Below are 26212 nucleotides of genomic sequence, written 5' to 3' on the forward strand. Positions count from 1 at the left end.
CTTTTCTGAATATTATATAATGCGGTTAAGAAAAGAATCAATATTTAATCATTCAATTGTTTTATAAATTTCTCAGAGGTGGTAAAATTGCTGACAATGAGGATTGAAGGGCCGAGAAAAGAAGTAAGCGCTTTCATCCGGGACATTAAAAACAACCCGCAACATCAGGTCATTGCCCAATCGATGCCGTACATGGAGGATGTTCTCGAAAACAACGACGTGGTTTCTTACTGCCAATTCCGGTATACTCCTCTCTCAGAAGTTGGGAAGGCATTCAGCATCACGCTTCACACGACCAGCGGGGAGAATCCGGAAATTCGCCTGGATTACGGGAAAGTCATTCGGATCGGCAATATTGTCCAAGTTGTGGGGAAAGTAGCAACAAGGCTTCCTCAAATCCCGCCAGACAATCCGTTACTGGATGAGTTGTAATTCTGTTATAATTATACAAATAATTGTATTTTTATTCTGAGATGAAGAGGGATGCTTGATGTCAATCCATAAACAGGAAGAATTTATCAAACAACTCTCTTATAAGATTGAAGAAGAATTGAGAGACATGATCATGAAAGGGCCTCATCCAAGTCTTACCACACTCGTGGCATTCTGTCAGGTCTGCTTGAATTTCCGCGACCGAAGAGACTGCGCCCTGGTCGACTTACCGGGCGGGGAAACGCTGGTTTGCAAGATGTGTCGGGAAAAGAGGGGATTAAAAGAATCCCAATCAAGCGAAGCACTGGAATACCAGGCGATGACACTGGCTATTCTGCGGATTCGGGGAATGAGATAAGAAAAGTTGGGATCATTTGAGGGGAGGTGACTGGCATGGTGACTATCATCAGGCGACACACCGGGCCGCCAGGAGGCTAAGTTTGAATTGGGAGGAGGGAATTCTGTCCTGGTCAGCAAACCAACCGGGCAGCCTAAAAAGCAAAAAAAGAAACCTCATTCTGGAAACAAGGTTTCTTAAAAACATTCACTTTATCAGCTACATTATATCGAACCTCTTAACGTCCTGTCCATTGCCTGTAGGAGCTTTGGGCGGGGCGTTCGAAAAGTCTATTCGCCTATCAAGTGTCACCAAGTTAGTCGGTGAAAATTCTCTAGGAGGAGTAGCATGGAGCCATCAGGTGATTGGCATGACTATAGAACATACATGTATGAAGCATTAACCAAAGCCGCTAATCATTTTCGTGTTGTTTTGCATGGCAAGCCGACATTCGGCTGGCATGATCGTTCCATCGGCTCGAAAGTGAGTGGCAAGCATGAAAAACACTGGCTTCGTGTCGTTTCCGAGAAAAAATGGTGGGCACAAGGAGACTGGTGGGAAGGGAACCTTGTCGCCAATAAACTCAAAGGAATTCCGAAGCCTTATGTAATTGACGTTTATGAGTGGGAAGATGGAGAAATTCAATTACGAGCGGAGCGAATGACCTTTGCTGAAGGACAAGTCTGTTCACCCACTCAGGAGTTGAGATCGCGCCTGGAACTCTCAGACCTCTGGTGGTCAGAGTTACGCGCATCTCTGGACACGCTCTCCAGTTGGCAAACGGAGCGTACAATCACAGGCCAAGAAGAAGTGAACCGTCGTTTTTTGGTATTCTACGGTGATGACGTTGAATCTGAAGTGACTCGTTGGACCACTGCCCACGGTGATCTTCATTGGGCAAACTTAATGTCCCCTCAGCTCACCATCCTCGATTGGGAAGGTTGGGGGAGGGCTCCAGCCGGATATGATGCTGCTACACTGTATTGTTATAGTTTGCTTATTCCTGAAGTTGCCGAACGGGTGTACAAAACTTTTGAAGATATTCTCGACACTCCAGAAGGAGCCCTAGCCCAACTTTATGTGATCACTCGCCTCCTTCGCCGAATCGATAAAGGTGATTATATGGATCTTGCCGGTCCTCTTCATCGTCATGCGCGAAAGCTTCTCGCTCGTCTGTCTTAGATAAATGGTTAAAGGGAGTCGTGTCACCATGTCTCAAGAACGTTTTACTGCCCCTGTATCTATAAGTATATTTCATGAAGATTTATATCGATTTAAAGACCCTTAATAGACTTGTCTTTTCATAACACCTGCTATATATTCTCTAAGTAGATCAAATTTTTTGAATAATAATGGAACAAAGCGGCATCATTGGAAGAAAACAAAAATGAAGGTGGAAAAGAATGAAGATCGCCAATATTGAGGTGTTTGCCTTAACACTGCCGATGAAATCGGATTTTTCCATTTCGGGAGGGCAAGTGGGGAACCAGCAACAGGGAGCCCCCCATGTTTATGTGAAGATGACCGGTTCGGACGGGACAGTAGGCTGGGGAGAAGCCCGGCCCAGCCACCGTTGGAGTTACGAAACACTGGAATCGGTGACCACAACCATCCATCACTATCTGAAACCTGTGCTGGTGGGTGAACCGGCATGGGACTTGCGCCGTATTCACCATAAAATGAACCGGCAAATCGCGGCCGGATGGAATAAAGGGATGCCGATCGCCAAAGCGGCGGTGGATATGGCTTTGCATGATTTGCTTGCCAAACATCACGGTATACCCTTGCCCCGGCTCTGGATGGGGGCATTTAAAGATTCGATCCGGCTGTCTTATCTCATCAGTACCAACGATCCGGAAACTGCCTATGAAAAGGCGAAATATGCCAGGGAGAATGGCTTTCTCGCCGTGGATGTCAAGATTGGGCTGAATCCGCAGCAGGACGTCCGGATTTTGGAGGCAGTCAAACAAGCCGCCCCGGATCTGTACTTCCGGGTGGATGCCAATCAGGCCTATGATCTGACACAGGCGGTCCGCTTGGCCAGGGAAATGGAGCGGATCGGCGTCGATGTGTTTGAACAGCCGTTGAAAGCGAACCAGTTGCACGGTCACGCCGAATTGCGAAGAAAAACCGTCATCCCCATTGCCTTGGATGAGAGCATTTGGACCGCCGGCGACCTGATCCAGGCCATCCGTCAGGAAGCCTGTGATATGGTGGTGATTAAAGTGACCAAAATGGGCGGCTTAACAGAAGCCAAACTGTGTGGTGAAATTGCCGGGGAGGCCGGCCTGGGCTTATTGGGTGGCGGATTGACCGAATCCACTCTGGGGCTGACGGCAAGTGCCCACCTGTTTAATTATCTCGATATTCAAATCCCGGTCGATCTCAACGGTCCGATCTTTCTCGCCGATGACCCGGTGACGGATGGATTGAAAGTGGAAAAGGGCACCGTCCCCCTGTCTGGCCAAAGCGGGATCGGTTGCACGATATCAAACGACAAACTCGAAAAATACGGGACGAAAACGTTGTAACGTTTCGTCGAGGGAACAAAGGATGGAGGCCGGAAATGGTCTCTGTCCTTTTTTTGGGCGATCCGGCTGGATGTTTGTTCTCATTTCCCGATCGCTTGCGTCGCAGATCGAAGGAGCCATCCTTTCGTTATAAATCGGGAAAGGACCGCCTTTTGCTGTCACTCGTTAGGACGGCTCATTTCAATTTCAACTCCCACACGACTTGAATCCAATCGTCCTGTTTTTAAAATAGAGGAAATCATTTCAATATGATGTGAAGAACGTATTCTTTTAATCGGTTGTTTGACCATGATGAACTTTCTCTTTTTCCCGCAACTGCTTTAAGGCATGTTTGACGATGGCCTGCACCACGGCGGCCGGCCGGGTTTGATGCTTGTTGGCGAGTTCTTCAATTTGCTCAATTTCTTCATTGGTCAACCAGAAATTGTAGGACATGAATGCATCTTCGCTCACGTACTTGCGGTTGCGACGCGTAAACATGCCGACCAACACTCCTCATCGCCTGTTTCTGAAAAGACCCGTACAAGTAGTATAATATGGGATTGAGCGAAGAAAATAAAGAATCTTCTATCTCTTTTTCGGGAAAATGACGTATGAAAATGTGATGAGCGCATCGATCATTAAAATCAGCATCCAGACCTGGCTGATTTGGCTGGCGATCTGCGAACCGTACAACGGGTAGTCGCCCCAACGGGAAAAGTCCATTTCGGCCAGGGTGCCCAGGTGTACCGTCATACCGTATCGGAGGGCAAAGAAGACCTGAACAGTGACAAATACGAGCATGTGAAGAGCGAACCCTTTTAATTCTTTTTTGGTATGTGCCCAGCCATACAGCTGTTCTTTCCGCCAGGCGCGCAATGCTTCGGGAACGGGTTGCCCGCGGAGTTCCAACACTTTTCTCTGCACGAACCGGTCCAGTCGCTTGGCATCCTGTTTGCCGTAAGTCAACGCATAGATGAGAATGGCAACGATGATGATCAGATAAGTGGAAAACCTGCCCGTTTGCTGAAAATCCATCACTCCCAGCGCGATGATCCAACCTTCATTCAGCAACGTAACCGCTAACAGGATGTAGCTGATCTTGTGCAATTGAAAGACGTAGCGCAAGATCAAAAAGGCCAGCGTGGACACCCAGAAGACCACTTCGGCAGTGATGAGCAACGACCAGCGATGTTCAACGATCCATTCAAACACGTTCATGTTCACCCCTGAGGTAAATCTCGGTTGCTTGGTCAATGAATTCGATCATTTGTTCGTCGAAAGGGTAGAAGCGCAGATGTTCATCTGGATTTTTAATCATTTCCCAGAACTTTTCCACCATCTCCGCATCCCCGTCAAACCATGCCAGGGTTTCACGGTATAATTTTTTGGCAATCTGCTGTGCCTGCTCACACCCCGGGTCCAACTGTTGATGATATTTCACTTCTTTTAAAAGGGAAACCCATTTCTGTAAGGCCAGCTCATCCTGATCCAATTTCGGCACTTTGCTGAGAATCTCCATCTCTTCGCCGGAAAGTTGCCGGGATAAAACCTTCTCCCTTTCAGAAGGGGCCGTCTTGGAGTATTCAAACATTTGGAAAAGAGTTTCCCATTTTATTTTCCCTTCGATCTGATAAGAAAAGAGAAGAGCCTTTAATCCGTTTTCCATCAGTTTTAAGCGTTCTTGCTCTTCTTTTACGATTTTAAGCTGCGTGCGCAAGGAATCTTCCCATGAGTCCTCCCTGTCCAAAATTTGGCGAATCGCCTGAAGGGAGAATCCCAAACTCTTCAATAATACGATTTGTTGCAGCCGGATAAAATCCTGATCCGAATACAGACGATGTCCGCCTTCGGTTGTCGCGGATGGCAGGAGCAATCCGATCTCTTCGTAGTGATGCAGGGACCGGACCGTGACACGCGCTTTTCTGGCAAACTCCCCGATGCTGTACATGTAAACGCCCCTTCTATTCTTTTCTGCAAGTTTATTTTATAATCTCACGTTACGTCAGATTCAAGCGGGATTTCATCAACAAAATGACCCAATCGGACCATTTTTCGTTTCCCCGGTTTTCTGCATGTGGTTGCTGGAAACGCTAAGGAATAACGCATGCAGTTTTAAAATATCCTTGACAAGTATGAGAATTTTCTATTACGATTAAAACAAACAAGCGCTTGTTTTAAGAGAAGGGAATCTGTTATGCCAAAAGTAGGACGAAGAGAAGAGATCTTGGCCATTGCCTGCCGGCTGTTCAGCCAAAAAGGTTACCATGGGACAACCATCAGGGACATTTCCGATGCCTGCGGGATCTTGGCAGGAAGTTTGTATGCGCATATCAACAGCAAAGAAGATTTGTTATATGAGATCACCGAGCGGGGGGCGCGGGCGTTTCTCGAATCGCTGCGGCCCATTGTGGAAAGTGAACAGACAGCCGTTGAAAAGTTGCGGCAGGGCTTAAAAGCCCATATCCGCGTGATTGAGAACAACTTGGAAGCAGCCACCGTCTTTTTTCATGAGTGGAGAGCCCTGAGCGAGGAACGGAGAGCGAAAATACAGGCGATGCGCGATGAGTATGAAGCTCTCTGGGCGCGCATCCTGTCTGAAGGAGTGGAAAAAGGGGAATTTGGCGATCTGGACCAAAAATTTGCCCGATTGCTCATTTTGTCGGCCGGCAACTGGCTCTATCAGTGGTATTCCCCGGGAGGGAAACTATCCGCGGATGAGATCGCTGACCGGTTCGTGGATATGATGCTCGGAGGTTTTCAGAAATAGAAAAGGGAGGGTAAAAAATGACGGAGGATGTGCGCTACGCCCGGTTTATGGAGCGGATCGAGCGGGGGGAAAAGATCGAAGCGACGGATTGGATGCCGGATGAATACCGTCATCTGCTAATCAAACTGATCCACATGCATGCGGTCAGTGAGATTATGGGGGCTTATCCGGAAAAGGAATGGGTTCCCAAGGCTCCCACCCTGCGGCGTAAACTGGCGATTATGGCTAAAGTGCAGGACGAAATGGGGCATGGCCAGCTTCTGCTCAGGGTAGCGGAAGATTTGGCCGCACCGCTGGGCAAGACGAGGGAAGACCTCGTGGAAGACGTCTACAAAAGCCGGGTCAAGTTTCACAATGTCTTTCACATGGAAGCCAAAACGTGGGCCGATGCGGGCGTGATCGGCTGGTTGGTCGACGGTGCCGCCATCATCAACCAGGCGGCGCTTCTGGAAACGTCTTATGCCCCGTATGCCCGGGTGTTAAAAAGGATTTGCGCGGAAGAGAGCTTTCACATGCAACACGGGGAAAACATCATTCTGGCACTGGCGATGGGCACCGAAGAACAGAAGCAGATGTTGCAGGATGCACTCAACTACTGGTGGGAATCGCTGCTGTTCTTCTTCGGGCCGAAGGAGGTCACTCCTGCTGCCGAGCGGATGCTTCATTACAGGATCCGCACCAAAACCAATGAAGAGTTGCGGCAAAAGTTTCTGGATAAATATGTGCCCCGCATCTGGTCGATCGGGCTCACCATTCCCGATCCCCATCTTCGATACGATGAAGAGAAAAAAGAATGGGTATACACGGAACCCGATTGGGAAAAATTCGGGCGGATCGTGCGCTACAATGAGGGACCGAAATCGAAGGAGCGGATGGAACTGCGCCGTACCGCTCATGAAGGGCAACGCTGGGTGCGCGAAGCGATGATTCGCTCCCGGATGGCGACAGCAGCGGTGTGAGGTGGGACGGATGGAAGAAAAGCAAACGGAATACAGCATCTTTGAAGTGTTTATCCAACGCACGCAAGCGGAGCACCATGTTCATGTCGGCAGCCTGGTCGCTCCCTCCCCCGATGTGGCCATTCAAACAGCAAGGGAAAATTTTTTGCGCAGGGAGAAAGCGGTCAACATCTGGGTGGTTCCGCGCGATCAGATCACAGCCACCCCCTACGAACCCGACTTCTTTACGCGGGAAATGGACCGTAAATACCGCGAAGTAGCCGGTTATACCGAAAATGGCCGTTTGTGGCGGATGTTTAAAGAAAAAGCGATTACCCTCGAAGAGATTGTCGCCTATGTAGAAGGGCGCAAAGCGAGAGAGCGAAAAAAACAAGCATGAAGGGGGGAGAGCGAGTGAAGTTTGAAAATGCGGCACAGGCGAAACAAAATGAGAGGGTTTTGACCATTCTGAAGGATTTGCTGTTCCAGCTGGCGGATGATGAGCTCACGTTGGGCCATCGCGATTCGGAATGGCTGGGGCTGTGTCCGGACATCGAAGGGGATGTGGCCTTCAGCTCCATTGCCCAAGATGAGGTGGGACATGCTGTTTTCTTCTTTGATCTTTTGCACGAGCTGGGCGAAGAAGATCCGGATTCCCTGGCGTTCAACCGGAGCAGCAAAGCAAGGCGCAACGGCGTACTATTGGAGAGAGGGAATGGAGATTGGGCCTACTCCGTGGCGCGCCATTATTTCTACGATCTGTTCGAAGATCTCCGGCTGCAAGCGATCGCGGATTCCAGCTACCTGCCGCTGGCTCACGGAGCAGCCAAGATTCGCAGGGAAGAGGTTTATCATCTGATGCACATGCATCTGTGGTTTACCCGGCTGGGAAAAGCGGGCGGCGAAGCCAAAGAGCGATTGGAAAAGGCGGTTCAAAGCATCTGGCCGGAATTGGGAGGGCTGCTTAGCTTCGGTTTGCATGAGCAGGAATTGCTGAAACACGGAATCATTTCTTTTGATACTCATGAACTGCGCCGCCGGTGGACAAGCCGGATGAAAGCGGCCTTTTCCGAAGCGGGACTCATGTGGCCGGGAGAAATCCCCGAACCCCGGATGGATGGGCGGAAAGGGGAGCACAGTGAAGAGCTGGATGAGCTGCTCTCCACCATGACAGAGGTTTACCGCATGGATCCGGCAGCCAATTGGTAAAGGCAGTTCAGACGGAGAAGGGAAAGAAATCTTCCCTGGTGAAGGGGGGAGAACGATGGGCTTTGTTTCAGAGGAGCGGATGTGGGATGTATTGCAGGATGTGAAGGACCCGGAAATTCCCACGGTCAGCGTCGTGGAAATGGGAATGGTCAGTAAAGTGTTCATCAGGGGTTCCACGGTAGAGGTAGAGATGATGCCTACTTTTGTGGGATGTCCCGCGTTGGATATCATCCGTGAACATGTGAGCGGGCGTCTGTTGCAGGAAGCAGGGGTCGAGCAAGTGGAAGTGAGGTTTGTCTTTGATCCGCCCTGGACGAGTGACCGCATTTCCCCGGAAGGATACAAGAAATTAAAGGAGTTTGGCATCGCGCCGCCTGCAGCCGAACCGACCGCTCTGCCTCGTTGTCCCTACTGCGATTCGGGAGAGGGAATGGTGGAGAATTTGTTCGGGCCCACAGCCTGTCGCGCTATCTATTATTGTAAGCGCTGTCACCAACCGTTTGAGGCCATGAAAAAGGTATAAAAGAATCACAAGCAGGGGATGGAGGTGGATGGCCCTTGTTTCAGCCGGAGATTGAAAGCATGGAGCGAAAAGAACTCACCCGTCTTCAGAACCAGCGTTTAAAGGAAACCGTCGAGCGGGTGTACCACTCGGTCCCGTTCTACCGGGACAAATTGAAGGAAGCCGGGCTCCATCCGAATACATTCAATGGATTGGACGAGCTGACGAAGCTGCCTTTTACCGTTAAAAAAGATCTTCGCGATCATTATCCGTTTGGGCTGTTCGCCGTCAAACAGGAGGAAGTGGTCCGCCTGCATGCCTCTTCCGGTACCAAAGGAAAACCGACTGTTGTCGGATATACGAGAAAGGATCTGGATCATTGGGCTGATGTATGTGCCCGGGCGATTGTGGCTGCCGGCGGACGGACGGGAGATGTGTTTCATAACGCTTATGGTTACGGATTGTTTACCGGAGGCCTGGGGATGCATTATGGTGCGGAGCGCTTGGGAGTCACCACCGTGCCTGTATCCGGCGGCAACCGGACGAGACAAGCCCTGTTGATCGAAGATTTCCGCCCCCGCGGGATTGCCGGAACCCCGTCCTTTATATTAAGCCTGGGAGAAGCGATGATTCAGGCAGGCAAAGATCCGCGGGCCACTTCGGTCGAATACGGCATTTTCGGTGCGGAGCCGTGGACGGAAGAGATGCGGCAGGCACTGGAGGAAATGTGGGATATTCATGCCTTGGATATTTACGGGTTGTCGGAGGTGATCGGACCGGGAGTAGCCATTGAATGCTGGCAAGCCAAAGACGGCCTCCATATTGCCGAAGACCATTTCCTGGTCGAAGTGATCCATCCGGACACCGGGGAACCCGTTTCAGACGGTGAATTAGGTGAACTGGTGTTCACCACTCTCACCAAAGAAGCGATCCCGGTCATCCGCTACCGGACAGGGGACCTGGCGTCTGTCAGCCGTGAACCTTGCCGCTGCGGGCGGACGCATGCACGCATGTCCCGGATCAAAGGGCGGATTGACGATATGCTGATCATTCGCGGTGTCAATGTTTTCCCGTCGGAAATCGAGCCGGTTGTTCTGGCTCAGGCAGAATTGGCTCCCCACTATCAGCTGGTGGTGGAACGGGAAGGCGGGCTGGATCAGCTCACAGTGGAGGTGGAAGTGACGGAGGATTACTACGATCACATCGGCAGAGAATTAGAGGCCGGCGAACAGGCGGAAATGTTGAAAAAGCGCTTTGCTCACCAGTTGAAAGACCTTCTCGGTCTCACTTCCCAAGTGAAGCTTTATGCACCCGGGGCGATCCCGCGCAGTGAAGGAAAAGCCGTGCGCATCATCGACCGCCGGAAATTGCTGAACAAACAATCCTGATCAAGAAAAGGGGTTTGAATGATGGTCAAGTTAGTTGCACTGTACAAACAGCCGGAGGATGCCAAAGCGTTTGATGAACATTATTTTCAAACTCATCTTCCTCTTGCAAATAAAATGCCAGGTCTGATTAAGGCGACGGTGACGAAATATACCGGAACCCCGATGGGTGGAGAGTCCCCGTATTATCTGCAAGCTGACATGTATTTTGAAAATATGGAAGCGCTTCAGAGCGCAATGGCAAGTCCTGAAGGCAAAGCGGCCGCAAAGGATTTGATGGGTTTTGCCGGAAAACTGGTCACCATGATGGTGGGGGAAGAAGTAAACGGTGAGAGCCAGTGAGTCCCCGGTCATTTCAACGGCCCGCAGTCATCGGGGCGGGCACGATGGGATTGGGAATCGCCGAAGTCCTGGCCGTTGCCGGTTATCAGGTGCAAGTGGCCGAGCTTTCACCGGAGATTTTTGAGCGGGCGGTTGACGGCTTGCGCAAACGGCTGGTCAGACAGGCGGAAAAAGGCAGATTCACTTTGGAATTTGCGGATACGGTGATCAGCCGGATCCAGCCGGTGTATCAGTTGGACGAACTGAAGACGGCGGATGTGATTATTGAGGCGGCAGTGGAGCGGTTGGAGATCAAAAAAGACATCTTCGCCAAGTTGGATGCGGTTACATCCCCGGATGCGGTGTTGGCCACCAACACATCTTCTCTCTCCGTCACCTCGATTGCTGCGGCAACCAAACACCCGCGGAGGGTATTGGGGCTCCACTTCTTTAATCCGGCCCCGCGGATGCCGCTGGTGGAAGTGGTGCTCGGCGCAGAGACGGACTCGGAGCTGGCCGAAGCTGTCTTCGGCTGGATGAAACAGCTCGGGAAAAAACCGGTCAAAGTGGCCGACTCGCCAGGGTTTCTGGTGAACCGGGTGGCCCGGCCGTTCCATCTGGAAGCGTACCGCATCATCGGGGAAGGTCTGGCATCCAAGGAGCAAACGGATCGCATCCTGCGCGCGGCGGGATTTAAAATGGGGCCGTTTGAACTGCAAGACCTGATCGGAATCGACATCAATTTTGCCGCTTCCGTTTCTGTCTACGAAGGATTTTTCCAAGATCCGCGCTTTCGCCCCCATCGTTTGCAACAGGCGATGGTGGAGAGGGGAGCCTTAGGCAGGAAGACAGGAAAGGGGCATTACAACTATGAGAAATAGTGTGGTACTGATCGGGCGGGGCCCCCTGTTTTGGGAAGTCAAAGATTTTCTCACGGATTACCATTTCCGGGTGGTCACGCCGGATGAGCTTTCGTCGGAGATTCGCGCCGTCATCGATGTGGAAACGGGCGTGGATGAAGTCAAAAAGCATACACTCGTGCAGGTGGAAAGCCGGATTCCCTCCGGGGTGCCGGTATTTACATCGGCCTTGCACCGGACCGCTACCGAAATCGCATCCTGGCTCAAGCACCCGGAGCGGGTGGCTGGCTTTTCCCCACTCTTGCTCAGTGAAATGACAACCGTGGAGATCAGCCGCCCTTTCCAGGCCGATGACGAAAACGTCTGGAACCAGTGCCTGCTCTTCTGGAAGGAACTTGGCAAACAAGTTGAGGTTGTCGGGGATGAGCCGGGTCTCGTTTTTCCCCGCATCCTGTCTCTCCTGGTCAACGAAGCGGCTTTTGCCCTGTCCGAAGGGATTGCCAGCGCGGAAGATATTGATTTGGCCATGAAACTGGGGACCAACTTCCCGTCCGGCCCATTGGAATGGGCGGATGAGATCGGGCTCGATCAGATTGTAGCCATCCTGTCCGGCTTGCATCGGGAGATGGGGGACGATGGTTACCGTCCGGCTCCCTTGTTGAGAAAAATGGTGTATGCCGGCTACCTGGGACAGGCTTCGGGCCGGGGATTTTACCGCTATGATCGAAAATAGCTTTCTCACAATAAGGTGGTGAGGCGTGGAATGAGACGTGAAGTCGTCATTGTGGATGCCGTTCGCACCCCGATCGGCCGTTTTCAGGGCAGTTTAAGCCCGGTCCGCCCGGATGACCTGGCCGCCCATGTGATCCGCGGTCTGCTCGACCGTCACCCGGAGCTGGACCCTGCACAAGTGGAAGACGTCATTTTCGGATGCGCGAACCAAGCGGGAGAAGATAACCGCAATGTGGCCCGAATGGCTCTTCTCCTGGCCGGTTTGCCGGAGCAGGTGGGCGGAAGCACGGTGAACCGCCTGTGCGGGTCGGGCCTGGAGGCGGTGAATCAGGCCGCTGCCGCCATTGCGATGGGCTGTGGGGATGTCATGATTGCCGGGGGTGTCGAGAGCATGTCCCGGGCACCGCTGGTCATGTTGAAGCCGGAAGAGATCCTGGCCCGCGGAAATCAGACGCTGGTCGATACCACATTGGGCTGGCGATTTGTCAACCCGCGGCTGGCCGAGATGTACGATCCAATCAGCATGGGAGAAACAGCGGAAAATGTGGCTGAGAAGTACGGGATTTCGCGCGAAGATCAGGATCAATTTGCTTTCACCAGCCAGCAAAGGACAAAGGCAGCCTGGGAACAAGGAAAGTTTGCGGACGAAATCTTGCCGGTTCCTGTGACTCAAAGGAACGGGGAATCGGTGGTCGTTGACAAAGATGAACATCCCCGCCCCAACACCACGCTGGAAAAACTGGCACAGCTCCGCCCCGCGTTTCGCCGGGGAGGCAGTGTAACGGCCGGGAACTCTTCCGGGATCAACGACGGGGCTTCCGCCGTGCTGTTGGCGGAGAGAGAAACGGCGCACAAACTGGGGTTCAAACCGCTTGCGAAAATCATCACCTTTGCTGTTGCCGGCGTTCATCCCGACTATATGGGGATCGGTCCGGTGGAAGCTACTCGCAAAGTGTTGAAGAGAGCCGGACTCACCGTGAAAGACCTGGATCTGGTCGAGCTGAATGAAGCATTCGCCGCCCAGGCTGTGGCCTGCATGCGGCAACTGGATCTCGATCCGGACAGGGTCAATGTGAATGGGGGAGCCATCGCGCTCGGGCATCCCCTCGGGGCCAGCGGAGCCAGAATCCTGACCACACTGGTTCATGAGTTGAAGCGGCGCGGCGGAAAATACGGACTTGCCACCATGTGCATCGGTGTGGGCCAGGGAATCGCGACCTTGGTCGAACGGGCAGATGACTGATACAAAGAACCGGCGAAGGACTTCAGGAGTGGAGAGAAATCGTATGAACGTCTCTGGTGACAGCGGATTTTAACTGCCGCCCGGGAGGGGCCGAAGCGGTCAATCCTGCTTCTTGGCCGGACGAATAGATAAACGACCTCCCTTAAACCATTTACTTGCTTTGATATAAGGATCTTGCATCCAAATTATTCGTGTGAGGAGAGGATCGCATGTTAAAGGAAAAAAACGGACTCTTGAAAGAACAGTATCACCTGTTGATCAACGGAGAACATGTTCCGGGCGGTTCCGGGCAATATTTCGATGTGTATAATCCGGCAACCGGGGAAAAACTGGCGCAAGTAGCCAAAGCCACCCGGGAAGACGTGGACAAGGCGGTCGCTTCCGCCCGTGAGGCGCTGGAAAACAGCAAATGGGCCAAATGGCCGGCTTCGCGTCGCGGACAAATTTTAAATAAAGTGGCGGCCATCATGCGTCAGCGTTTTAACGAGCTGGTTGAGCTGGAGGTTTTAAACTCGGGGAAAGCGCTCTCTGCCGCCAAAGGGCAAGTGATGCAAGCCATCGAAGACTTTGAACTTTATGCCGGTGCGGTTACCACGATTTCCGGAAGCACCAAACCCGTTCCCAACGGATTTTTCCATTACACCACCAAAGAACCGGTCGGCGTGTGCGCGCAAATTGTTCCCTGGAACTACCCGCTTATGATGGCAGCCTGGAAAGTAGCTCCGGCTCTGGCCGCCGGATGCACCATCGTCCTCAAGCCGGCCAGCCTCACCCCGCTGACAGCGCTGGTGCTCGCCGATATTTGCCATGAAGCCGGTGTGCCGGCAGGTGTGATCAACGTGATCACCGGCAGCGGTTCTGACGTAGGAGCCTACCTGGTCGAACATCCCGGTGTGGACAAAGTGGCGTTTACCGGAGAAACCACCACCGGCAAAGACATCATGGCGAAAGCGTCCGAAACGTTAAAACGCGTGACCCTGGAACTGGGCGGAAAATCACCCAACATCGTGTTCTCCGATGCGGATCTGGAAGCGGCCGTCAATGGTTCCATCTTCGGCATTTACTACAACACCGGCCAGTCCTGCGAAGCCCGCTCCCGTCTCTTTGTGCATGAGGACATCTATGATGAGTTTATCGAAATGTTCATCGAAAAAACGAAAAAACTGAAACTGGGTGATCCGCTGAGTGAAGAAACCCATGTCGGAGCAGTGATTTCCCAGTCGCAATGGGACACCATCCACTCTTATGTGCAACTGGCCAAAGAAGAAGGAGCCCGTGTCGTTTACGGTGGCAAACGTCCGGAAGGAGCCGAGTTTGAAAAAGGGTACTGGTATGAACCAACCGTCATCGTGGATGTGACCAATGACATGCGTGTCGCCCAGGAGGAAATCTTCGGACCTGTGGTCGTCGTCATGAAGTTTAAAGATGAAAAAGAAGTGATCAAACTGGCCAACGACACCATTTACGGTCTGGCAGCTGCCGTCTGGACCAAAGATTTCGGACGTGCCCATCGTGTCACTTCACAGCTCAAAGCCGGTATCGTCATGATCAACAACCCCTTCTCCGCATTCCCGGGTCTGCCGTTCGGCGGTTACAAACAATCCGGATTTGGGCGGGAACTGGCCATCGAATCGCTGGACCTCTATATGGAGACGAAGAGCGTTCTCTCCTATGTCGGTCCGAAACCGCTCAATCCGTTCGGCGTCTAGGAGTGTATGATGAAGCCGGGACTTGTTCCGGGTTGCGAAGAGCGGATGACGATCACCGTCACGGACGAAATGGTCGCTTCGTTTGGCGGGAAAGTCATTCATCCCACCTTGTCCACCGTCACCATGGTTTACTACATGGAATGGGTGGGGCGAAAGCTGATTCTTCCCTTTCTCGAAGAAGGGGAAGAAGGAGTGGGGGCATCCATCAACGTCAAGCACCGGGCCCCCGCCCCCGTAGGCAAACAAGTCCATTTCTTCGCCAAAGTGACGGAAGTCACCCCGAGCAAGGTGGTCTGTACGGTCATTGCCGAGCATGACAGGGCCATTGTCGGTGAAGCTGAGTTTACGCAAGTGATCCTGCCGAAAGAGCGGATTCGGGAAAACATTGAACGGATGAGATAAATCATTCAAGCAGCCTCCGGGAAAAACGGAGGCTTTTTGTTGTTTTACACTCTGTTCAGCGGACCGATGAAAGCCTTCACGCAGCTTGCGTAATGCAAAAGGCGCGGGGAGTCCGGAAGACGAAACCCGCATGCTTCCGCCAGGGTATTGTTGGCGATTTCCGCCTCGGCATATTGAAGGGGCCAGGAAAGATGAAACAGGTCGCCGCGATGCACTCTGTGGCGATGAGCGGTAAACAGGACATACCGTTCGGTGAGCCAGGAATCGAGTGAGCCTTTTTGAGCATGAAAAACGGATGAGACCGGTTGATACCTGCAGTCAAATACCGCCTCCGGAAAGTGATGCGAACCGCTTCGGCGGCTGAAAAAATGAATGTGTGACCCTTCCTTTTGCATCCGGATGCGCGCTGCATAAAACGGCAGATGCAAAAAAGTGCGGGCCACTCCGGCCGCCAATCGGTTGGACGCATCCAGGCTGAAAAAATACACTCCGGGTTGCCGGTTGTAGACCACATACGTGCGCAGATTCAACTGAAGCAATCCGCTCATGAACGGAAGCGGGGGGAGCCAGCGGAGACGGGCCTCGTTTACGGCAAACGGCACAATCGTGACCCATGCCGATTGCTCATATGTATCAATCTCCAGCATGGAAGGAACCTGATCGCGAATCAGCTCCGGCGGGACAGGCCAGTGAGCAAGTAAGAGATCCGTCCACGTTTGGGTCATCACCCAGCCGATCGGGGGGTTATGATTGGATTGCCTCATGATCCGTCGCTCCTTCGTTGACTGGAGGAATACAAAAATTTTTTTATAAAAGTATTGACACTACAATCATTCCATGATAGATTATATCTTGTCGTTGCGAATCAAATAGGACATGCCGAAGTGGCGGAATTGGCAGACGCGCACGACTCAAAATCGTGTTCCCAAAAGGAGTGTGGGTTCGAGTCCCACCTTCGGCACCAATCGATCAACAGCGGATGGCGTCCATGCATCCGCTGTTTTTCTTTAGTATGTGCAATACGACCGGTTAGCCATTCCATTCCCGGTCATCCTGGACATGATTCAAACGGATAACAAGGGAAACGCCTGGTGATCCGTTTTCCACCGGCGGCGGATCGGAATTCATCTTTTTGTGTTCAAACAGGCGCTAATAAAGAAAAACATCTATTGACAATGTGAATATTGTATGTTAAATTAAATCCTGTCTCTTGAAGCGATTGACATAAAATAAAAAATAATAACGGGATGTGGCTCAGCTTGGTAGAGCACCTGGTTTGGGACCAGGGGGTCGCAGGTTCAAATCCTGTCATCCCGACCAGATTAAAACACCCTAACAACTGGTTAGGGTGTTTTTGCTTGGGGAACCGGAAACATTAAGTGGTTGTGGATCAGATGAGCCACGCCGTCTTCATTGTTGGACGGGACGATCACCTTTGCTTGCTGTAAAACGGCGGGATGTGCATTGGCGACAGCGGCTCCCAGACCTGCGAGGCTGAGCATGGACAAATCGTTGCAATGGTCCCCGATGGCTGCTGCTTTGTCCGGGGTAAGCCCGATTTTTTTCAGCAACGCGGACAGAGCATTTCCCTTGGAAGCGCCCGCAGGCAGGATCTCAAAATAGTTGTCTGAAGAAGGAATGAAATCGACGGGAAAGTCGGCTGTCTTTGACCAGTCGAGAAGGAGCTTCATGTCTTCACCGGAGGCCACGGCGATCACCTTGATGCACAAGATGTCCGGAATTTGCTCAAATGACCCGAGCATCTCGACATGAAAATCGATTTGGTCGACTCCGGCCTCCGCCAGCGGGCCCATGCGGGTCGCATACACCGTGTTTAACCCGTAAGCAAAAAGATCGACCGAAGAAGGGAGTTTTCGCTCCAATTCATGCAGAAGGGACAGCATTAACTCCCTTGGCATGGTATGAACAGGGATGACAGACTCCGAAGCGGGTTCGTAAAGAACGGCGCCGTTGCATAAGATGACGGGCAACCGGGGCTCCAGCTGTTCAATGTATCTTTTCGCTTCCATATAGCTTCGGCCCGTTGCCAAAGTAAATAATCCCCCCATGCGGCAAAAACGGGAGATGCTCTCCATGTTATGTCGCGAGATCTCTTTGTCATTGTTCAAAAGCGTGCCGTCGATGTCTGAGACCAATAAAGGATATCGGAGAAGGCTCATGCGGGAGATCAGCTCCTTTGCAAAATAAACATACCTGAAAAACTTCAACCTGCTTTTGAGGCATTGTAAAGTTTTTTCAACGACTCAGTCGGATCGTAAGGATGTCAGATAAATATATCATATTTTTACCGGAAAATGTTGAAAAAAGAGCCAATCCCTGCAAATGAGGGCATTGGCTGCTTCAGGCTGATCAGCTGGCTGCTTTTTGTTCGATTGTCGCTTCCTTCCGGTTGCGGTTGACCCACCAATAAATCGGCAAACCGGCCAGCGTGATGACGATGCAGAGGAAAGTGCCCTTTGGATCGTTGATCACGGTGCTGACAAGAATGAAAATGGTACCCAACAGAGCCACAATGGGAATGAACGGATACAGCGGCACACTGTAGGGACGGGTTTTTCCCGCATTCCGTTTGCGCAGAATAAATACGGCAAAAAATGCCTGGGCAAAGAACAGGAAAATGGCAAAGACGGAGATATCCGTAAGTTTGTCCGGATTGCTGACGATCATCAATACAATGGCCAGCAGCGCCTGGGACACCGTTGCGATCACAGGTGTCCTGAATGTTGGATGAATCCGTGCCAGATAACGGGAACCCGGCAATTGCCCCCGAATAGCCATGGCATAAGGAACCCGCGGGAAGCTGAGAATTTTCGCATTCAGGGTTCCGAAAATGGAAACGATGATCCCGATGCTGATCAGCTTGCCGCCAAGATCTCCGAATACAAGGGTGGCCGCCGTTCCGGCTGCATTCTCTCCAAGCGATACGATTTTGTCGGCCGGAAGCACATGGAGCAAGGCAATATTGACACTGAGATAAATGACGGTTACCATGAGGAGTCCGACAATGATCGCGCGCGGGAGGATTTTGTCCGGATTTTTTATCTCCCCGGCAACAGATCCGACCAGAAGCCATCCGTCATAAGCAAAAAGGGTGGCAAGAATGGCTGCGCCAAGATTGACGTCGCCGGCTATGCCGCTTTCCATGTCCAAAACCGGGCTCTGCCCTTTCCAAATTCCAAAAATGATGATCAGTGCAATGGGAATCAGTTTTCCAACCGTAAATAAAGTCTGGATGAATCCTCCGTATTTGGTTCCGAGGCTGTTGATCAAGGTCAGGAACAAGACGGCTCCAATCCCGATGGAAATCTTCCAATGTCCATCCAAAGCGAACAGATGAGCAACCAATGAACCGAAATAAAGCCCCAATGCGCCGATGATGGCTGGTCCGTAAATAATCGTCTGCACCCAACCGCTTAAATATCCCCAAAATTTGCCGTAAACCTCTTCCAGGTAAACATATAATCCGCCGGTTTTAGGGATTTGCGCGCTGATTTCCGCGATGGTCAGGCCGCTGGCGAGCGTCAGGATCCCTCCCAAAAACCATGCCCATAATGCCATGGTGGAGTCTCCCGAATAGGCGATAACCGTTCCGGGTTTCATGAACACCCCTGAACCGATCACCGATCCGACGACAATAGAAAGGGCGACGGTGAAACCGATATCTTTTTTCAGCTTATTTTCCCCAGTTGGTCGCATGGTGTCCTCCTCCGATGAGCATCTGTATCATTCTTCAACATGTTAAAGTATATCATCGATCTGCTAAAATAACAGCAACCATTTCATGGTTTTATCATAAATACAAAAAATTTAATATAGCGCACATTTTCTTATCTGTCAGTAGTCTGAAACGGATCCGTTCTTTTGTTCATTTTATTTCTGACAGCTAAAGTTATAATGTAAAGAAGAAGAGTCAGTGAGCAGGGGAAAAGGGGAATGGGGAAAATAGAGAGCCGAAATCAGACTTGAGATTTTACATGGAAGGGAAATGGTTATGGAACGTTTGCGGCAGATGTTAAATCGCATAGATGGAAAAGGATACAAAGCGTACAAGCAGATTCAAGGAGAGTATCAGTTTCCTCTGTTTACTCTCTGCATCGATTACGTGCAGGGAGATCCTTTTGCTTCGCCTTCCCGCCTTCGGGTCCGGATGCCGCAAAGCCGGGCAAAGTACCCCTCGGACTGGTATCAATCTTCTCACCGGAAAATTGCGCTTGAAGATTGGTTGACGCGCAAATGGGTGAACAGCATTGACCGGCAATCACGGAGGGTGGATGGAAGCGGCAAAAGCGGGCTGATTGCCGTGGACCGGCCAGGACAAGAGATTCTGCAAAGAACGTCTGTGATCGTGAATAACGATTTCGTCGAAGTGCGTCTGACGGTTGGTTTGCCTGCACGGGGAAGAACGGTGCTCGGGTGGCAGGCCAGCCAGATGCTGCTTTCAGATCTTCCCTCGCTGGTCGAGCGGTCTTTGTTGCTTGACAACGAGGACCGGGCTGCGGTGGAACAGAGAATGAAACTGGCGGACAACCAGCGGGCAATCCGCGATGCGATGCGTGAACGGGGCTGGGTGGCTTTTATCGCCGACGGATCGGTGCTGCCGCGGGAAAGCGGTGTGAGTGACCGCCCGTTGAAAGGTGAACGGGCCGTTCCCTTTCAATCCCCCCCCCTCATTGCGGCAAACGGTGGAAGTACCGCATGGCCCTGCGATCAGCGGGATGGCGATTCCCCGAGGAATCACTTTAATCGTGGGCGGGGGATATCATGGGAAGAGTACGTTGCTCAAGGCGATCGAACGCGGTGTCTACGATCACATCGAACGGGACGGCCGGGAGTATGTGCTGACCGATCCGGATGCCGTCAAAGTGCGAGCCGAAGATGGGCGCAGGGTGGAAAAAGTCAACATTTCTCCTTTTATCAATAACCTGCCGTTTGGAAGGAGTACGGAAAGCTTCTCGACTGAGGATGCGAGCGGCAGCACCTCACAAGCGGCCAATATCATGGAAAACCTGGAGATGGGCTGTTCTTGCCTCTTGATCGACGAAGATACAAGCGCGACCAACTTTATGATCCGCGATGCCCGGATGCAAGCCCTGGTCAGTAAAGGAAAAGAGCCGATCACTCCTTTTATCGACAAGGTGAGACAGTTGTATGAACAAAAAAATGTGTCTACCATACTCGTGTTGGGAGGGTCCGGTGATTACTTCGACATCGCCGATCGTGTCATCTTGATGGATCATTATCTTCCTTACGATGTTACTGCCGAAGCGAAACGGATTGCCCAAACCCACACCCTGGGGCGCCAGCCTGAGGGAGGGAAACATTTTGGCGAAATCACACCCCGAAGGCCGTTGTCAAAAGGATTAAATGCCCGGAAAGGGAATAAAGAGAAAGCGGATGCCAAAGGATTACATACCATCATGTTTGGGACGGTACAACTGGATCTCTCGGCGCTGGAACAACTGGTAGATCCCAGCCAAACCCGGGCGATTGCACTCATGCTGAAAAAATTTGGAGAGATGGCGGACGGTCAATATTGTTTGTCCGAGCTGGTGGGGAAACTCTATTCCGAGATCGGCGAACGGGGATTGGACATCATCTCTCCCTTTTACGGACAGCATCCCGGAGACCTCGCCCTGCCGCGAAAATATGAGTTGGCCGGCGCCCTGAACCGGTTGCGCACACTGGTTGTGAAATAGGGGGAGAAAAATGAAAGAAGTGATTATCTACACAGACGGAGCGTGTTCATATAACCCCGGTCCCGGGGGATGGGCCGCCGTCCTGCTGTACGGGAACCACCGGAAGGAACTGTCCGGCGGCGACAAAGAGACGACGAACAACCGGATGGAATTGACGGCGGTAATCAAGGCCCTGGAGGCGCTGAAAGAGCCTTGCCGCGTCAAAGTCCACTCCGACAGCGCCTACATCGTCAACTGCTTCCGGCAGAAATGGCACGTGAAATGGGAAAAGAACGGCTGGATGACTTCCGGCAAAAAGCCGGTGGAAAACAAAGATTTGTGGCAACGCCTTTTGACACTGATGAAAAAGCACGAAGTGGAATTCATCAAAGTAAAGGGACACAGCGATGTGGAATTAAACAACCGCTGTGATGAATTGGCCCGGGCCGCTGTGCCCAAGTAAATCCATCGGAACGACAAAGAATCAGCCTGTTTAATATATCATTATATATACAAATGTGATATAATAATAATCTGCATTTATGAACGGACGAATGGAGGTGAGATAAGTGAGACCGGCTGAATTAAAGCAAAAATTGATCGACCGTGCCAAGGAGATCGGCATTGACAAAATCGGATTTGCTTCCGCCGATCCTTTTATCGAGCTGAAGGCCCGGCTGATCGAGCACCGGAAAAAAGGGTATGAGTCGGGATTTGAGGAGCCGGATATCGAAAAGCGGGTACGGCCGGATTTAAGCCTACCGGAGGCGAAAACGATCATCGCCATCGCCCTTGCCTATCCCTCCAAATTGAAGAATCCGCCCCGTTCGGAACCGGGAGCGTACCGGGGAATCTTTTGCCGTGCTTCCTGGGGAGAGGATTACCACCATGTGTTAAGGGATAAGTTAAACCGGTTGGAAGCGTATCTGCACGAATGGGTGCCGGAGGCGCGGACCAAAATCATGGTGGACACCGGAGCCCTGTCCGACCGTGCTGTGGCTGAACGGGCCGGGATCGGCTGGAGCGGCAAAAACACGTCCATCATCACCGAAGAATTCGGGTCGTGGGTGTACCTCGGCGAGATGATTACCGATGTGTATATTCCTGCCGATCAACCGGTGACGGATGGGTGCGGGGATTGCAATCTGTGTATCGAAGCATGTCCAACAGGTGCTTTGGTGCAACCGGGCCAGCTGAATTCCCGGTCCTGCATCGCTTATCTCACCCAAACGAAAGGCTTCCTTCCGGAAGAGTACCGGTCGAAAATCGGTAATCGCTTGTACGGCTGCGACACCTGTCAGACCGTTTGCCCGAAAAACCGGAAGGTTCATTTTGACCATCACGAAGAGTTTCAACCGGACCCGGAGAAAGTCAAACCCCTGCTCAAACCGCTTCTATCCATGAGCAATCGCCAGTTTAAGGAAACATTTGGGCAGATGGCCGGGTCCTGGCGGGGCAAGAAACCGATTCAGCGGAATGCCATTCTCGCACTGGCTCATTTTAAAGACCAAACGGCCATCCCCGACCTGACCGAACTGCTTCACAACGACCCCCGTCCGGTGATCCGCGGAACTGCCGCCTGGGCTTTGGGCAAAATCGGGGGTGAAGAGGCGAAAAAAGCCCTTATCACCGCAGCGCAGAATGAAAAAGATGAAGAAGTGAGGAAAGAGATTATCAAAGGGATGGAGCTGCTGGGTCAGGAAAAAATTTATCACTAAGTGCAACAAAGGCGGATTTCATTCCGTCTTTTTTTATGAGGGCGTTTTCGTGTAAATGACGGGAAAACAATCGAGAGCCCAGAAGTTAGCATATTGTGTAAAAGGTGGATGAACCCTCGTCAAATATAGAAAATCGTTGTAAAATAAAAAGAATCGCTGGTAGGGAGGGTTTTCAATGGCCCCAGCATCGCAAACGATTGTTTGGAGTCAGATGGACAGCCCGATTGGTCCTTTAACTTTGGCGGTAAGCCACAAGGGGTTGTGCCAACTTACATTCAGCAAGAAATGCGACCCGGTAGTAGGTCTCCAAGTATGGTTGAACCACTGGTTCCACAATCCCAGACTGGAGAGAAACGATCACGAAGTGCTTCCTTTCATTCAACAATTGGATGAATATTTCCGCAAAGAAAGAAGGCAATTTGAGCTTCCTGTTGACTTGTACGGAACACCGTTTCAAAAGCTGGTTTGGAAACAACTTCAGGAAATTCCTTACGGTGAAGTTCGTTCCTACAAAGAGATCGCCCAGGCGATCGGTGCCCCAAAAGCAGTCAGAGCGGTCGGGGGGGCCAATAACAAAAACCCGGTATCGATCGTTGTTCCTTGCCATCGTGTAATCGGTTCCAATGGATCGCTGGTCGGATACGGAGGCGGGCTGCAGATTAAAGAATATTTATTATCGCTTGAAGGTTGGATTCATCCGAAAAATGTATGATCTCCATAAAAAATGAAAGGCGGGGCGGATCGCTCCGTCTTTTTTGCTTTGGTTGGGTGCTACTTTTGATTCTGAATACATACGTTTTGTAAAGAAAGGGGAGTACGTATGAGTGACAAGGATTACCGGAAAATTGTGCATGACTGGCTTCGGCTTCAGAACGAGTGTTGGCTGGGCGGAGACTTCAACGCATTTTTTGACTATATCACCCCGGGATGTGAACGGGAGCTTCAGGAGGAACGGAAGAGGTGGAGGATGATCCGAAATTTGCAGGAAAAGCGCCGGATGACCCCGGTGAAATGCGAGACGAACATCTTATCTGTGGACGAAAGAGCAGGCGGAAACCAGATCGACGTACAAGTGCTTGTCTCCGTACAACATGTGTACTCGATTCAGCATCAGTTGTTGGATGAAGAAAAGGAAGAATGGGCTTGCTTCCGGTTGAATCGGACTCGGGATGGCTGGAAAATCGCAAAGTTTACGACGGCTGATTCTCCCCGTCCGGGCCTCCATAACCGGCTCATCACCATTCCGTCAGCCGTGAATCCGGAGCCGGGAGCCCGGTCAACTTCTTCCGGATACAACCGGGCGAAAGCCGTTCAATATGCGGAAACGCATTGGAATGCTCCCAATCCCGGCTATCTTTATTTTTCCCAGGATGATTGCACCAACTTTGTATCCCAGTGCCTGCACGCCGGCGGCATTCCGATGCAATTTTCACAGAGGCGTGATCAAGGCTGGTGGTACAGGCAAAGCGGGAGAAATCATGTCTGGAGTTACAGTTGGACGGTTGCCCAGAGTTTTTATCAGTACTTGAAAGGGCAAAGATCCAGGGGACTCAGAGCCGTTCAAGTGCAGAGCGCCGAACAGCTCGAACCGGGAGATATTATCTGTTATGACTGGGAAGGTGACGGCAGGTGGAACCATAACGTGATCGTAACCGGTTTTGATCCCAACGGAGCGCCACTGGTCAATGCTCACACGACAAACAGCCGCCACCGTTATTGGGAGTACAAAGATTCCCCTGCCTGGACCCCGAGGACGAGGTATGCTTTTTTCCATATCCTCTAAGGAAAGTTGATCCAATTCCTTCTTTTCAGGTACAATAATATAGAAATTGGCACAAGTGGAAGGGATGTAGCCGTGACCGTTCACATTGTTCTTGTTGAACCAGAGATCCCGCAAAATACAGGCAATGTTGCCCGTACTTGCTCGGTGACGGGGGCCGTCTTGCACTTGGTTCACCCGCTTGGCTTTAAAATTGACGATGCCAAATTGAAGAGAGCGGGTTTGGACTACTGGAATGAACTGGATATTCGTCATTATGATTCCTTTGCCCAATTGAAAGAAAAGTACCCGAACGGGCGCTTTTTTTGTGCCACGACAAAAGGAGCCAAATCCTATACGGACTTTCGCTATCAGGAAGGCGATTTCTTTGTGTTTGGCAAAGAAACGAAGGGATTGGCCCCGGAAATTCTGGAGCAGCATCGGGATACACTGATCCGAATCCCAATGCGACCGGTGAGCCGTTCGCTCAATCTTTCCAACTCCGTGGCGATTGTTGTCTACGAAGCATTCAGGCAAATGGGCTTCCCGGACTTAACATAGCCGCATTCGACAGCAACAGACAAAAACCTGTATCCCGTATGGACAGTTCGGGAGTTGCGCGGAGAGCATGATCCGCGATGGGGAACTTCATCACCTGAAGGATATGATCGGGCCTGTTTGGCATGACAGCTTGTACCGGTTCGAGTGACGGCCGGGAAAAACCTCGCTGTGAGACCCCGCAGCAAAAGGATTTCACTGAGTAAAAGATAGGGATAGGAAGAAGGGAATACGGTTGATCAAGGCTTGTTTATTTGACTTGGACGGAACGCTGCTTCCGATGGAGACCGAACGATTTGTGGAAGTTTATCTAAAAGCCTTAGCCCCTCATGTGGCGCACCTCATCCCGCCGGACAAGCTGGTCCCGATGATCTGGAAAGCGACGATGGCGATGATTGAAAGCCGGGAATGCGAGCTAACCAACGAGCAGGTATTTGAGCGGGAGTTTTTGAAGATGGCCGGACTGCAAAGAGAGGAAATCTGGCCGGAATTTGAACGTTTCTACGAGACGGAGTTTCCGAAGTTGCAACCGTACACGGGGTATAACCCCATCGCCCGCGACGTCGTGCAAGCGGCGTTGAAACGGGGATTCAAAGTGGCTGTGGCAACCAATCCCGTATTCCCGAAAGCAGCCATCATGGAACGGTTGCGCTGGGCGGGCGTCGCTGATTTGCCATTTGAGTGGGTGACGGTTTACGAGGAAACCCATTTCTGCAAGCCCCGGCCCGAATATTATCGGGAAGTGGCGGACCGCCTCGGTGTGAAGCCGGAGGAATGCGTGATGATCGGCAACGATATGCAGGAAGACATGGTGGCGTCCACGGTCGGCATGAAAACTTTCTTCCTGTCCGAACATCGCATTGACCGCGGAAAACCCACGTATCGTGTGGATCAGGAAGGAACCCTGGCCGATCTTCTAGGAGCGATTGAAACGGGTACGGGAGTTTTCCAGAATGAAACAATTACAAGTGAGATAAAAAAAATGTAAAAAACCTTGGGATTTTCCTCAAGGTTTTTCTATCTTTTTTCTTTATTTTCTGATAAAATAGAAGTAACACCCTTCTATTTGTCGCATATATATGTAATAGATATCGCCTTTTACTTTCTTACTTCAGTCAGCTTTTAGGCACC

28 protein-coding genes, 2 tRNA genes and 1 pseudogene are annotated in these 26212 nt (G+C 51.4%); 25 read left to right on the forward strand and 6 right to left on the reverse strand.

Annotation, left to right across the window (positions count from 1 at the left end):
- Positions 1–87 precede the first annotated feature (87 nt).
- The 4 genes from BMW55_RS14255 to BMW55_RS14275 all read left to right on the forward strand — a co-directional run bounded on the left by BMW55_RS14255 (position 88) and on the right by BMW55_RS14275 (position 3300).
- The gene (locus BMW55_RS14255) at positions 88–432 is read left to right on the forward strand and encodes a hypothetical protein (protein WP_139179507.1); all 345 of its coding nucleotides are present in this window, start codon (positions 88–90) and stop codon (positions 430–432) included.
- Between the two features lie 58 nt (positions 433–490).
- Positions 491–790 (forward strand): hypothetical protein, encoded by a 300-nt coding sequence (locus BMW55_RS14260; RefSeq protein WP_089970663.1) that lies wholly within the window; start codon positions 491–493, stop codon positions 788–790.
- 327 nt (positions 791–1117) lie between these two features.
- Positions 1118–1951: a hypothetical protein gene (locus tag BMW55_RS14270; RefSeq protein ID WP_211663680.1), complete on the forward strand. Its 834-nt coding sequence runs from the start codon at positions 1118–1120 to the stop codon at positions 1949–1951.
- Between the two features lie 221 nt (positions 1952–2172).
- Complete coding sequence (locus BMW55_RS14275; protein WP_089970672.1) at positions 2173–3300, forward strand: mandelate racemase/muconate lactonizing enzyme family protein; 1128 nt, start codon at positions 2173–2175, stop codon at positions 3298–3300.
- Between the two features lie 270 nt (positions 3301–3570).
- Here BMW55_RS14275 and BMW55_RS14280 read toward each other — a convergent pair whose 3' ends face one another.
- From BMW55_RS14280 to BMW55_RS14290, 3 genes are all read right to left on the reverse strand, one after another.
- Entirely contained in the window at positions 3571–3780 is a 210-nt protein-coding gene (locus BMW55_RS14280) for a hypothetical protein (protein WP_089970675.1), read from the reverse strand.
- An 87-nt stretch (positions 3781–3867) separates the two neighbouring features.
- On the reverse strand, positions 3868–4494 hold the full coding sequence (locus BMW55_RS14285) for a hypothetical protein (protein ID WP_089970678.1): 627 nt from the start codon (positions 4492–4494) through the stop codon (positions 3868–3870).
- On the reverse strand, positions 4487–5230 hold the full coding sequence (locus BMW55_RS14290; protein ID WP_089970681.1) for a MerR family transcriptional regulator: 744 nt from the start codon (positions 5228–5230) through the stop codon (positions 4487–4489). The genes BMW55_RS14285 and BMW55_RS14290 overlap by 8 nt, the downstream gene beginning before the upstream one ends.
- A gap of 246 nt (positions 5231–5476) precedes the next feature.
- Between BMW55_RS14290 and BMW55_RS14295 the strand changes: the two genes are divergently transcribed.
- From BMW55_RS14295 to BMW55_RS14350, 12 genes are all read left to right on the forward strand, one after another.
- Positions 5477–6049: a TetR/AcrR family transcriptional regulator gene (locus BMW55_RS14295; protein WP_089970685.1), complete on the forward strand. Its 573-nt coding sequence runs from the start codon at positions 5477–5479 to the stop codon at positions 6047–6049.
- Between the two features lie 17 nt (positions 6050–6066).
- The gene (paaA, locus tag BMW55_RS14300; protein ID WP_089970688.1) at positions 6067–7008 is read left to right on the forward strand and encodes a 1,2-phenylacetyl-CoA epoxidase subunit PaaA; all 942 of its coding nucleotides are present in this window, start codon (positions 6067–6069) and stop codon (positions 7006–7008) included.
- A 10-nt stretch (positions 7009–7018) separates the two neighbouring features.
- A complete protein-coding gene (locus BMW55_RS14305) occupies positions 7019–7387 on the forward strand; it encodes a phenylacetic acid degradation protein (RefSeq protein WP_089970691.1) in 369 nt (122 codons plus the stop codon).
- Positions 7388–7401: 14 nt separating this feature from the next.
- Positions 7402–8196 (forward strand): 1,2-phenylacetyl-CoA epoxidase subunit PaaC, encoded by a 795-nt coding sequence (gene paaC, locus BMW55_RS14310; protein ID WP_244527576.1) that lies wholly within the window; start codon positions 7402–7404, stop codon positions 8194–8196.
- Positions 8197–8251: 55 nt separating this feature from the next.
- Positions 8252–8719, forward strand: coding sequence for a 1,2-phenylacetyl-CoA epoxidase subunit PaaD (gene paaD, locus BMW55_RS14315; protein ID WP_089970697.1), 468 nt, complete (start codon positions 8252–8254; stop codon positions 8717–8719).
- Positions 8720–8754: 35 nt separating this feature from the next.
- Positions 8755–10086: a phenylacetate--CoA ligase family protein gene (locus BMW55_RS14320; protein ID WP_170839954.1), complete on the forward strand. Its 1332-nt coding sequence runs from the start codon at positions 8755–8757 to the stop codon at positions 10084–10086.
- A gap of 21 nt (positions 10087–10107) precedes the next feature.
- Complete coding sequence (locus BMW55_RS14325) at positions 10108–10425, forward strand: EthD family reductase (protein ID WP_089970700.1); 318 nt, start codon at positions 10108–10110, stop codon at positions 10423–10425.
- Positions 10422–11285: a 3-hydroxyacyl-CoA dehydrogenase NAD-binding domain-containing protein gene (locus tag BMW55_RS14330; RefSeq protein WP_244527577.1), complete on the forward strand. Its 864-nt coding sequence runs from the start codon at positions 10422–10424 to the stop codon at positions 11283–11285. The genes BMW55_RS14325 and BMW55_RS14330 overlap by 4 nt, the downstream gene beginning before the upstream one ends.
- Positions 11275–11997, forward strand: coding sequence for a 3-hydroxyacyl-CoA dehydrogenase family protein (locus tag BMW55_RS14335; protein WP_244527578.1), 723 nt, complete (start codon positions 11275–11277; stop codon positions 11995–11997). The genes BMW55_RS14330 and BMW55_RS14335 overlap by 11 nt, the downstream gene beginning before the upstream one ends.
- Positions 11998–12027: 30 nt before the next feature.
- Complete coding sequence (pcaF, locus tag BMW55_RS14340) at positions 12028–13239, forward strand: 3-oxoadipyl-CoA thiolase (RefSeq protein ID WP_089970706.1); 1212 nt, start codon at positions 12028–12030, stop codon at positions 13237–13239.
- Positions 13240–13448: 209 nt separating this feature from the next.
- Entirely contained in the window at positions 13449–14948 is a 1500-nt protein-coding gene (locus BMW55_RS14345) for an aldehyde dehydrogenase family protein (protein ID WP_089970709.1), read from the forward strand.
- 9 nt (positions 14949–14957) lie between these two features.
- The gene (locus tag BMW55_RS14350; protein ID WP_089970712.1) at positions 14958–15350 is read left to right on the forward strand and encodes a thioesterase family protein; all 393 of its coding nucleotides are present in this window, start codon (positions 14958–14960) and stop codon (positions 15348–15350) included.
- 44 nt (positions 15351–15394) lie between these two features.
- Here BMW55_RS14350 and BMW55_RS14355 read toward each other — a convergent pair whose 3' ends face one another.
- On the reverse strand, positions 15395–16114 hold the full coding sequence (locus tag BMW55_RS14355; RefSeq protein ID WP_244527579.1) for a YqjF family protein: 720 nt from the start codon (positions 16112–16114) through the stop codon (positions 15395–15397).
- 114 nt (positions 16115–16228) lie between these two features.
- Here BMW55_RS14355 and BMW55_RS14360 point away from each other — a divergent pair.
- Together BMW55_RS14360 and BMW55_RS14365 are read left to right on the forward strand one after the other, a co-directional pair.
- A tRNA-Leu gene (locus BMW55_RS14360) sits at positions 16229–16314 on the forward strand.
- 279 nt (positions 16315–16593) lie between these two features.
- A tRNA-Pro gene (locus BMW55_RS14365) sits at positions 16594–16670 on the forward strand.
- A gap of 23 nt (positions 16671–16693) precedes the next feature.
- Here the strand turns inward: BMW55_RS14365 and BMW55_RS14370 are convergent.
- Together BMW55_RS14370 and BMW55_RS14375 are read right to left on the reverse strand one after the other, a co-directional pair.
- Complete coding sequence (locus BMW55_RS14370; RefSeq protein WP_089970720.1) at positions 16694–17530, reverse strand: Cof-type HAD-IIB family hydrolase; 837 nt, start codon at positions 17528–17530, stop codon at positions 16694–16696.
- Positions 17531–17720: 190 nt separating this feature from the next.
- Positions 17721–19067 carry an APC family permease gene (locus BMW55_RS14375; RefSeq protein ID WP_089970723.1) on the reverse strand — a complete coding sequence of 449 codons (1347 nt, stop codon included), beginning with the start codon at positions 19065–19067 and terminating at the stop codon, positions 17721–17723.
- A gap of 295 nt (positions 19068–19362) precedes the next feature.
- Here BMW55_RS14375 and BMW55_RS14380 point away from each other — a divergent pair.
- The 7 genes and pseudogenes from BMW55_RS14380 (at position 19363) to BMW55_RS14410 (ending at position 26069) form a co-directional block, all read left to right on the forward strand.
- Positions 19363–21067 (forward strand): annotated as a pseudogene (locus BMW55_RS14380) (ABC-ATPase domain-containing protein).
- A 10-nt stretch (positions 21068–21077) separates the two neighbouring features.
- On the forward strand, positions 21078–21509 hold the full coding sequence (rnhA, locus tag BMW55_RS14385) for a ribonuclease HI (RefSeq protein ID WP_089970726.1): 432 nt from the start codon (positions 21078–21080) through the stop codon (positions 21507–21509).
- Positions 21510–21615: 106 nt separating this feature from the next.
- The gene (gene queG, locus BMW55_RS14390; protein ID WP_089970730.1) at positions 21616–22764 is read left to right on the forward strand and encodes a tRNA epoxyqueuosine(34) reductase QueG; all 1149 of its coding nucleotides are present in this window, start codon (positions 21616–21618) and stop codon (positions 22762–22764) included.
- Positions 22765–22939: 175 nt separating this feature from the next.
- Positions 22940–23476: a methylated-DNA--[protein]-cysteine S-methyltransferase gene (locus tag BMW55_RS14395; RefSeq protein WP_089970733.1), complete on the forward strand. Its 537-nt coding sequence runs from the start codon at positions 22940–22942 to the stop codon at positions 23474–23476.
- Positions 23477–23584: 108 nt separating this feature from the next.
- Positions 23585–24547: an amidase domain-containing protein gene (locus BMW55_RS14400; RefSeq protein WP_170839955.1), complete on the forward strand. Its 963-nt coding sequence runs from the start codon at positions 23585–23587 to the stop codon at positions 24545–24547.
- A gap of 72 nt (positions 24548–24619) precedes the next feature.
- Positions 24620–25084: a tRNA (uridine(34)/cytosine(34)/5-carboxymethylaminomethyluridine(34)-2'-O)-methyltransferase TrmL gene (gene trmL / locus BMW55_RS14405; protein ID WP_089970736.1), complete on the forward strand. Its 465-nt coding sequence runs from the start codon at positions 24620–24622 to the stop codon at positions 25082–25084.
- Between the two features lie 232 nt (positions 25085–25316).
- A complete protein-coding gene (locus BMW55_RS14410) occupies positions 25317–26069 on the forward strand; it encodes an HAD family hydrolase (protein ID WP_089970740.1) in 753 nt (250 codons plus the stop codon).
- Positions 26070–26212 lie beyond the last annotated feature (143 nt).

Origin of the sequence: Lihuaxuella thermophila, assembly GCF_900110165.1 — a bacterium.
Taxonomy (GTDB): Bacteria; Bacillota; Bacilli; order Thermoactinomycetales; family Thermoactinomycetaceae; genus Lihuaxuella; species Lihuaxuella thermophila.

Bases quoted from the DNA above. Each gene is read 5' to 3' on its own strand.
- BMW55_RS14260 (WP_089970663.1), top strand. From the start codon at position 491: ATGTCAATCCATAAACAGGAAGAATTTATCAAACAACTCTCTTATAAG.
- BMW55_RS14270 (WP_211663680.1), top strand. From the start codon at position 1,118: ATGGAGCCATCAGGTGATTGGCATGACTATAGAACATACATGTATGAA.
- BMW55_RS14275 (WP_089970672.1), top strand. From the start codon at position 2,173: ATGAAGATCGCCAATATTGAGGTGTTTGCCTTAACACTGCCGATGAAA.
- BMW55_RS14280 (WP_089970675.1), bottom strand. From the start codon at position 3,780: ATGTTTACGCGTCGCAACCGCAAGTACGTGAGCGAAGATGCATTCATG.
- BMW55_RS14290 (WP_089970681.1), bottom strand. From the start codon at position 5,230: ATGTACAGCATCGGGGAGTTTGCCAGAAAAGCGCGTGTCACGGTCCGG.
- BMW55_RS14295 (WP_089970685.1), top strand. From the start codon at position 5,477: ATGCCAAAAGTAGGACGAAGAGAAGAGATCTTGGCCATTGCCTGCCGG.
- paaA (WP_089970688.1), top strand. From the start codon at position 6,067: ATGACGGAGGATGTGCGCTACGCCCGGTTTATGGAGCGGATCGAGCGG.
- BMW55_RS14305 (WP_089970691.1), top strand. From the start codon at position 7,019: ATGGAAGAAAAGCAAACGGAATACAGCATCTTTGAAGTGTTTATCCAA.
- paaD (WP_089970697.1), top strand. From the start codon at position 8,252: ATGGGCTTTGTTTCAGAGGAGCGGATGTGGGATGTATTGCAGGATGTG.
- BMW55_RS14325 (WP_089970700.1), top strand. From the start codon at position 10,108: ATGGTCAAGTTAGTTGCACTGTACAAACAGCCGGAGGATGCCAAAGCG.
- BMW55_RS14335 (WP_244527578.1), top strand. From the start codon at position 11,275: ATGAGAAATAGTGTGGTACTGATCGGGCGGGGCCCCCTGTTTTGGGAA.
- pcaF (WP_089970706.1), top strand. From the start codon at position 12,028: ATGAGACGTGAAGTCGTCATTGTGGATGCCGTTCGCACCCCGATCGGC.
- BMW55_RS14345 (WP_089970709.1), top strand. From the start codon at position 13,449: ATGTTAAAGGAAAAAAACGGACTCTTGAAAGAACAGTATCACCTGTTG.
- BMW55_RS14350 (WP_089970712.1), top strand. From the start codon at position 14,958: ATGAAGCCGGGACTTGTTCCGGGTTGCGAAGAGCGGATGACGATCACC.
- BMW55_RS14355 (WP_244527579.1), bottom strand. From the start codon at position 16,114: ATGAGGCAATCCAATCATAACCCCCCGATCGGCTGGGTGATGACCCAA.
- BMW55_RS14370 (WP_089970720.1), bottom strand. From the start codon at position 17,530: ATGAGCCTTCTCCGATATCCTTTATTGGTCTCAGACATCGACGGCACG.
- BMW55_RS14375 (WP_089970723.1), bottom strand. From the start codon at position 19,067: ATGCGACCAACTGGGGAAAATAAGCTGAAAAAAGATATCGGTTTCACC.
- rnhA (WP_089970726.1), top strand. From the start codon at position 21,078: ATGAAAGAAGTGATTATCTACACAGACGGAGCGTGTTCATATAACCCC.
- BMW55_RS14395 (WP_089970733.1), top strand. From the start codon at position 22,940: ATGGCCCCAGCATCGCAAACGATTGTTTGGAGTCAGATGGACAGCCCG.
- BMW55_RS14400 (WP_170839955.1), top strand. From the start codon at position 23,585: ATGAGTGACAAGGATTACCGGAAAATTGTGCATGACTGGCTTCGGCTT.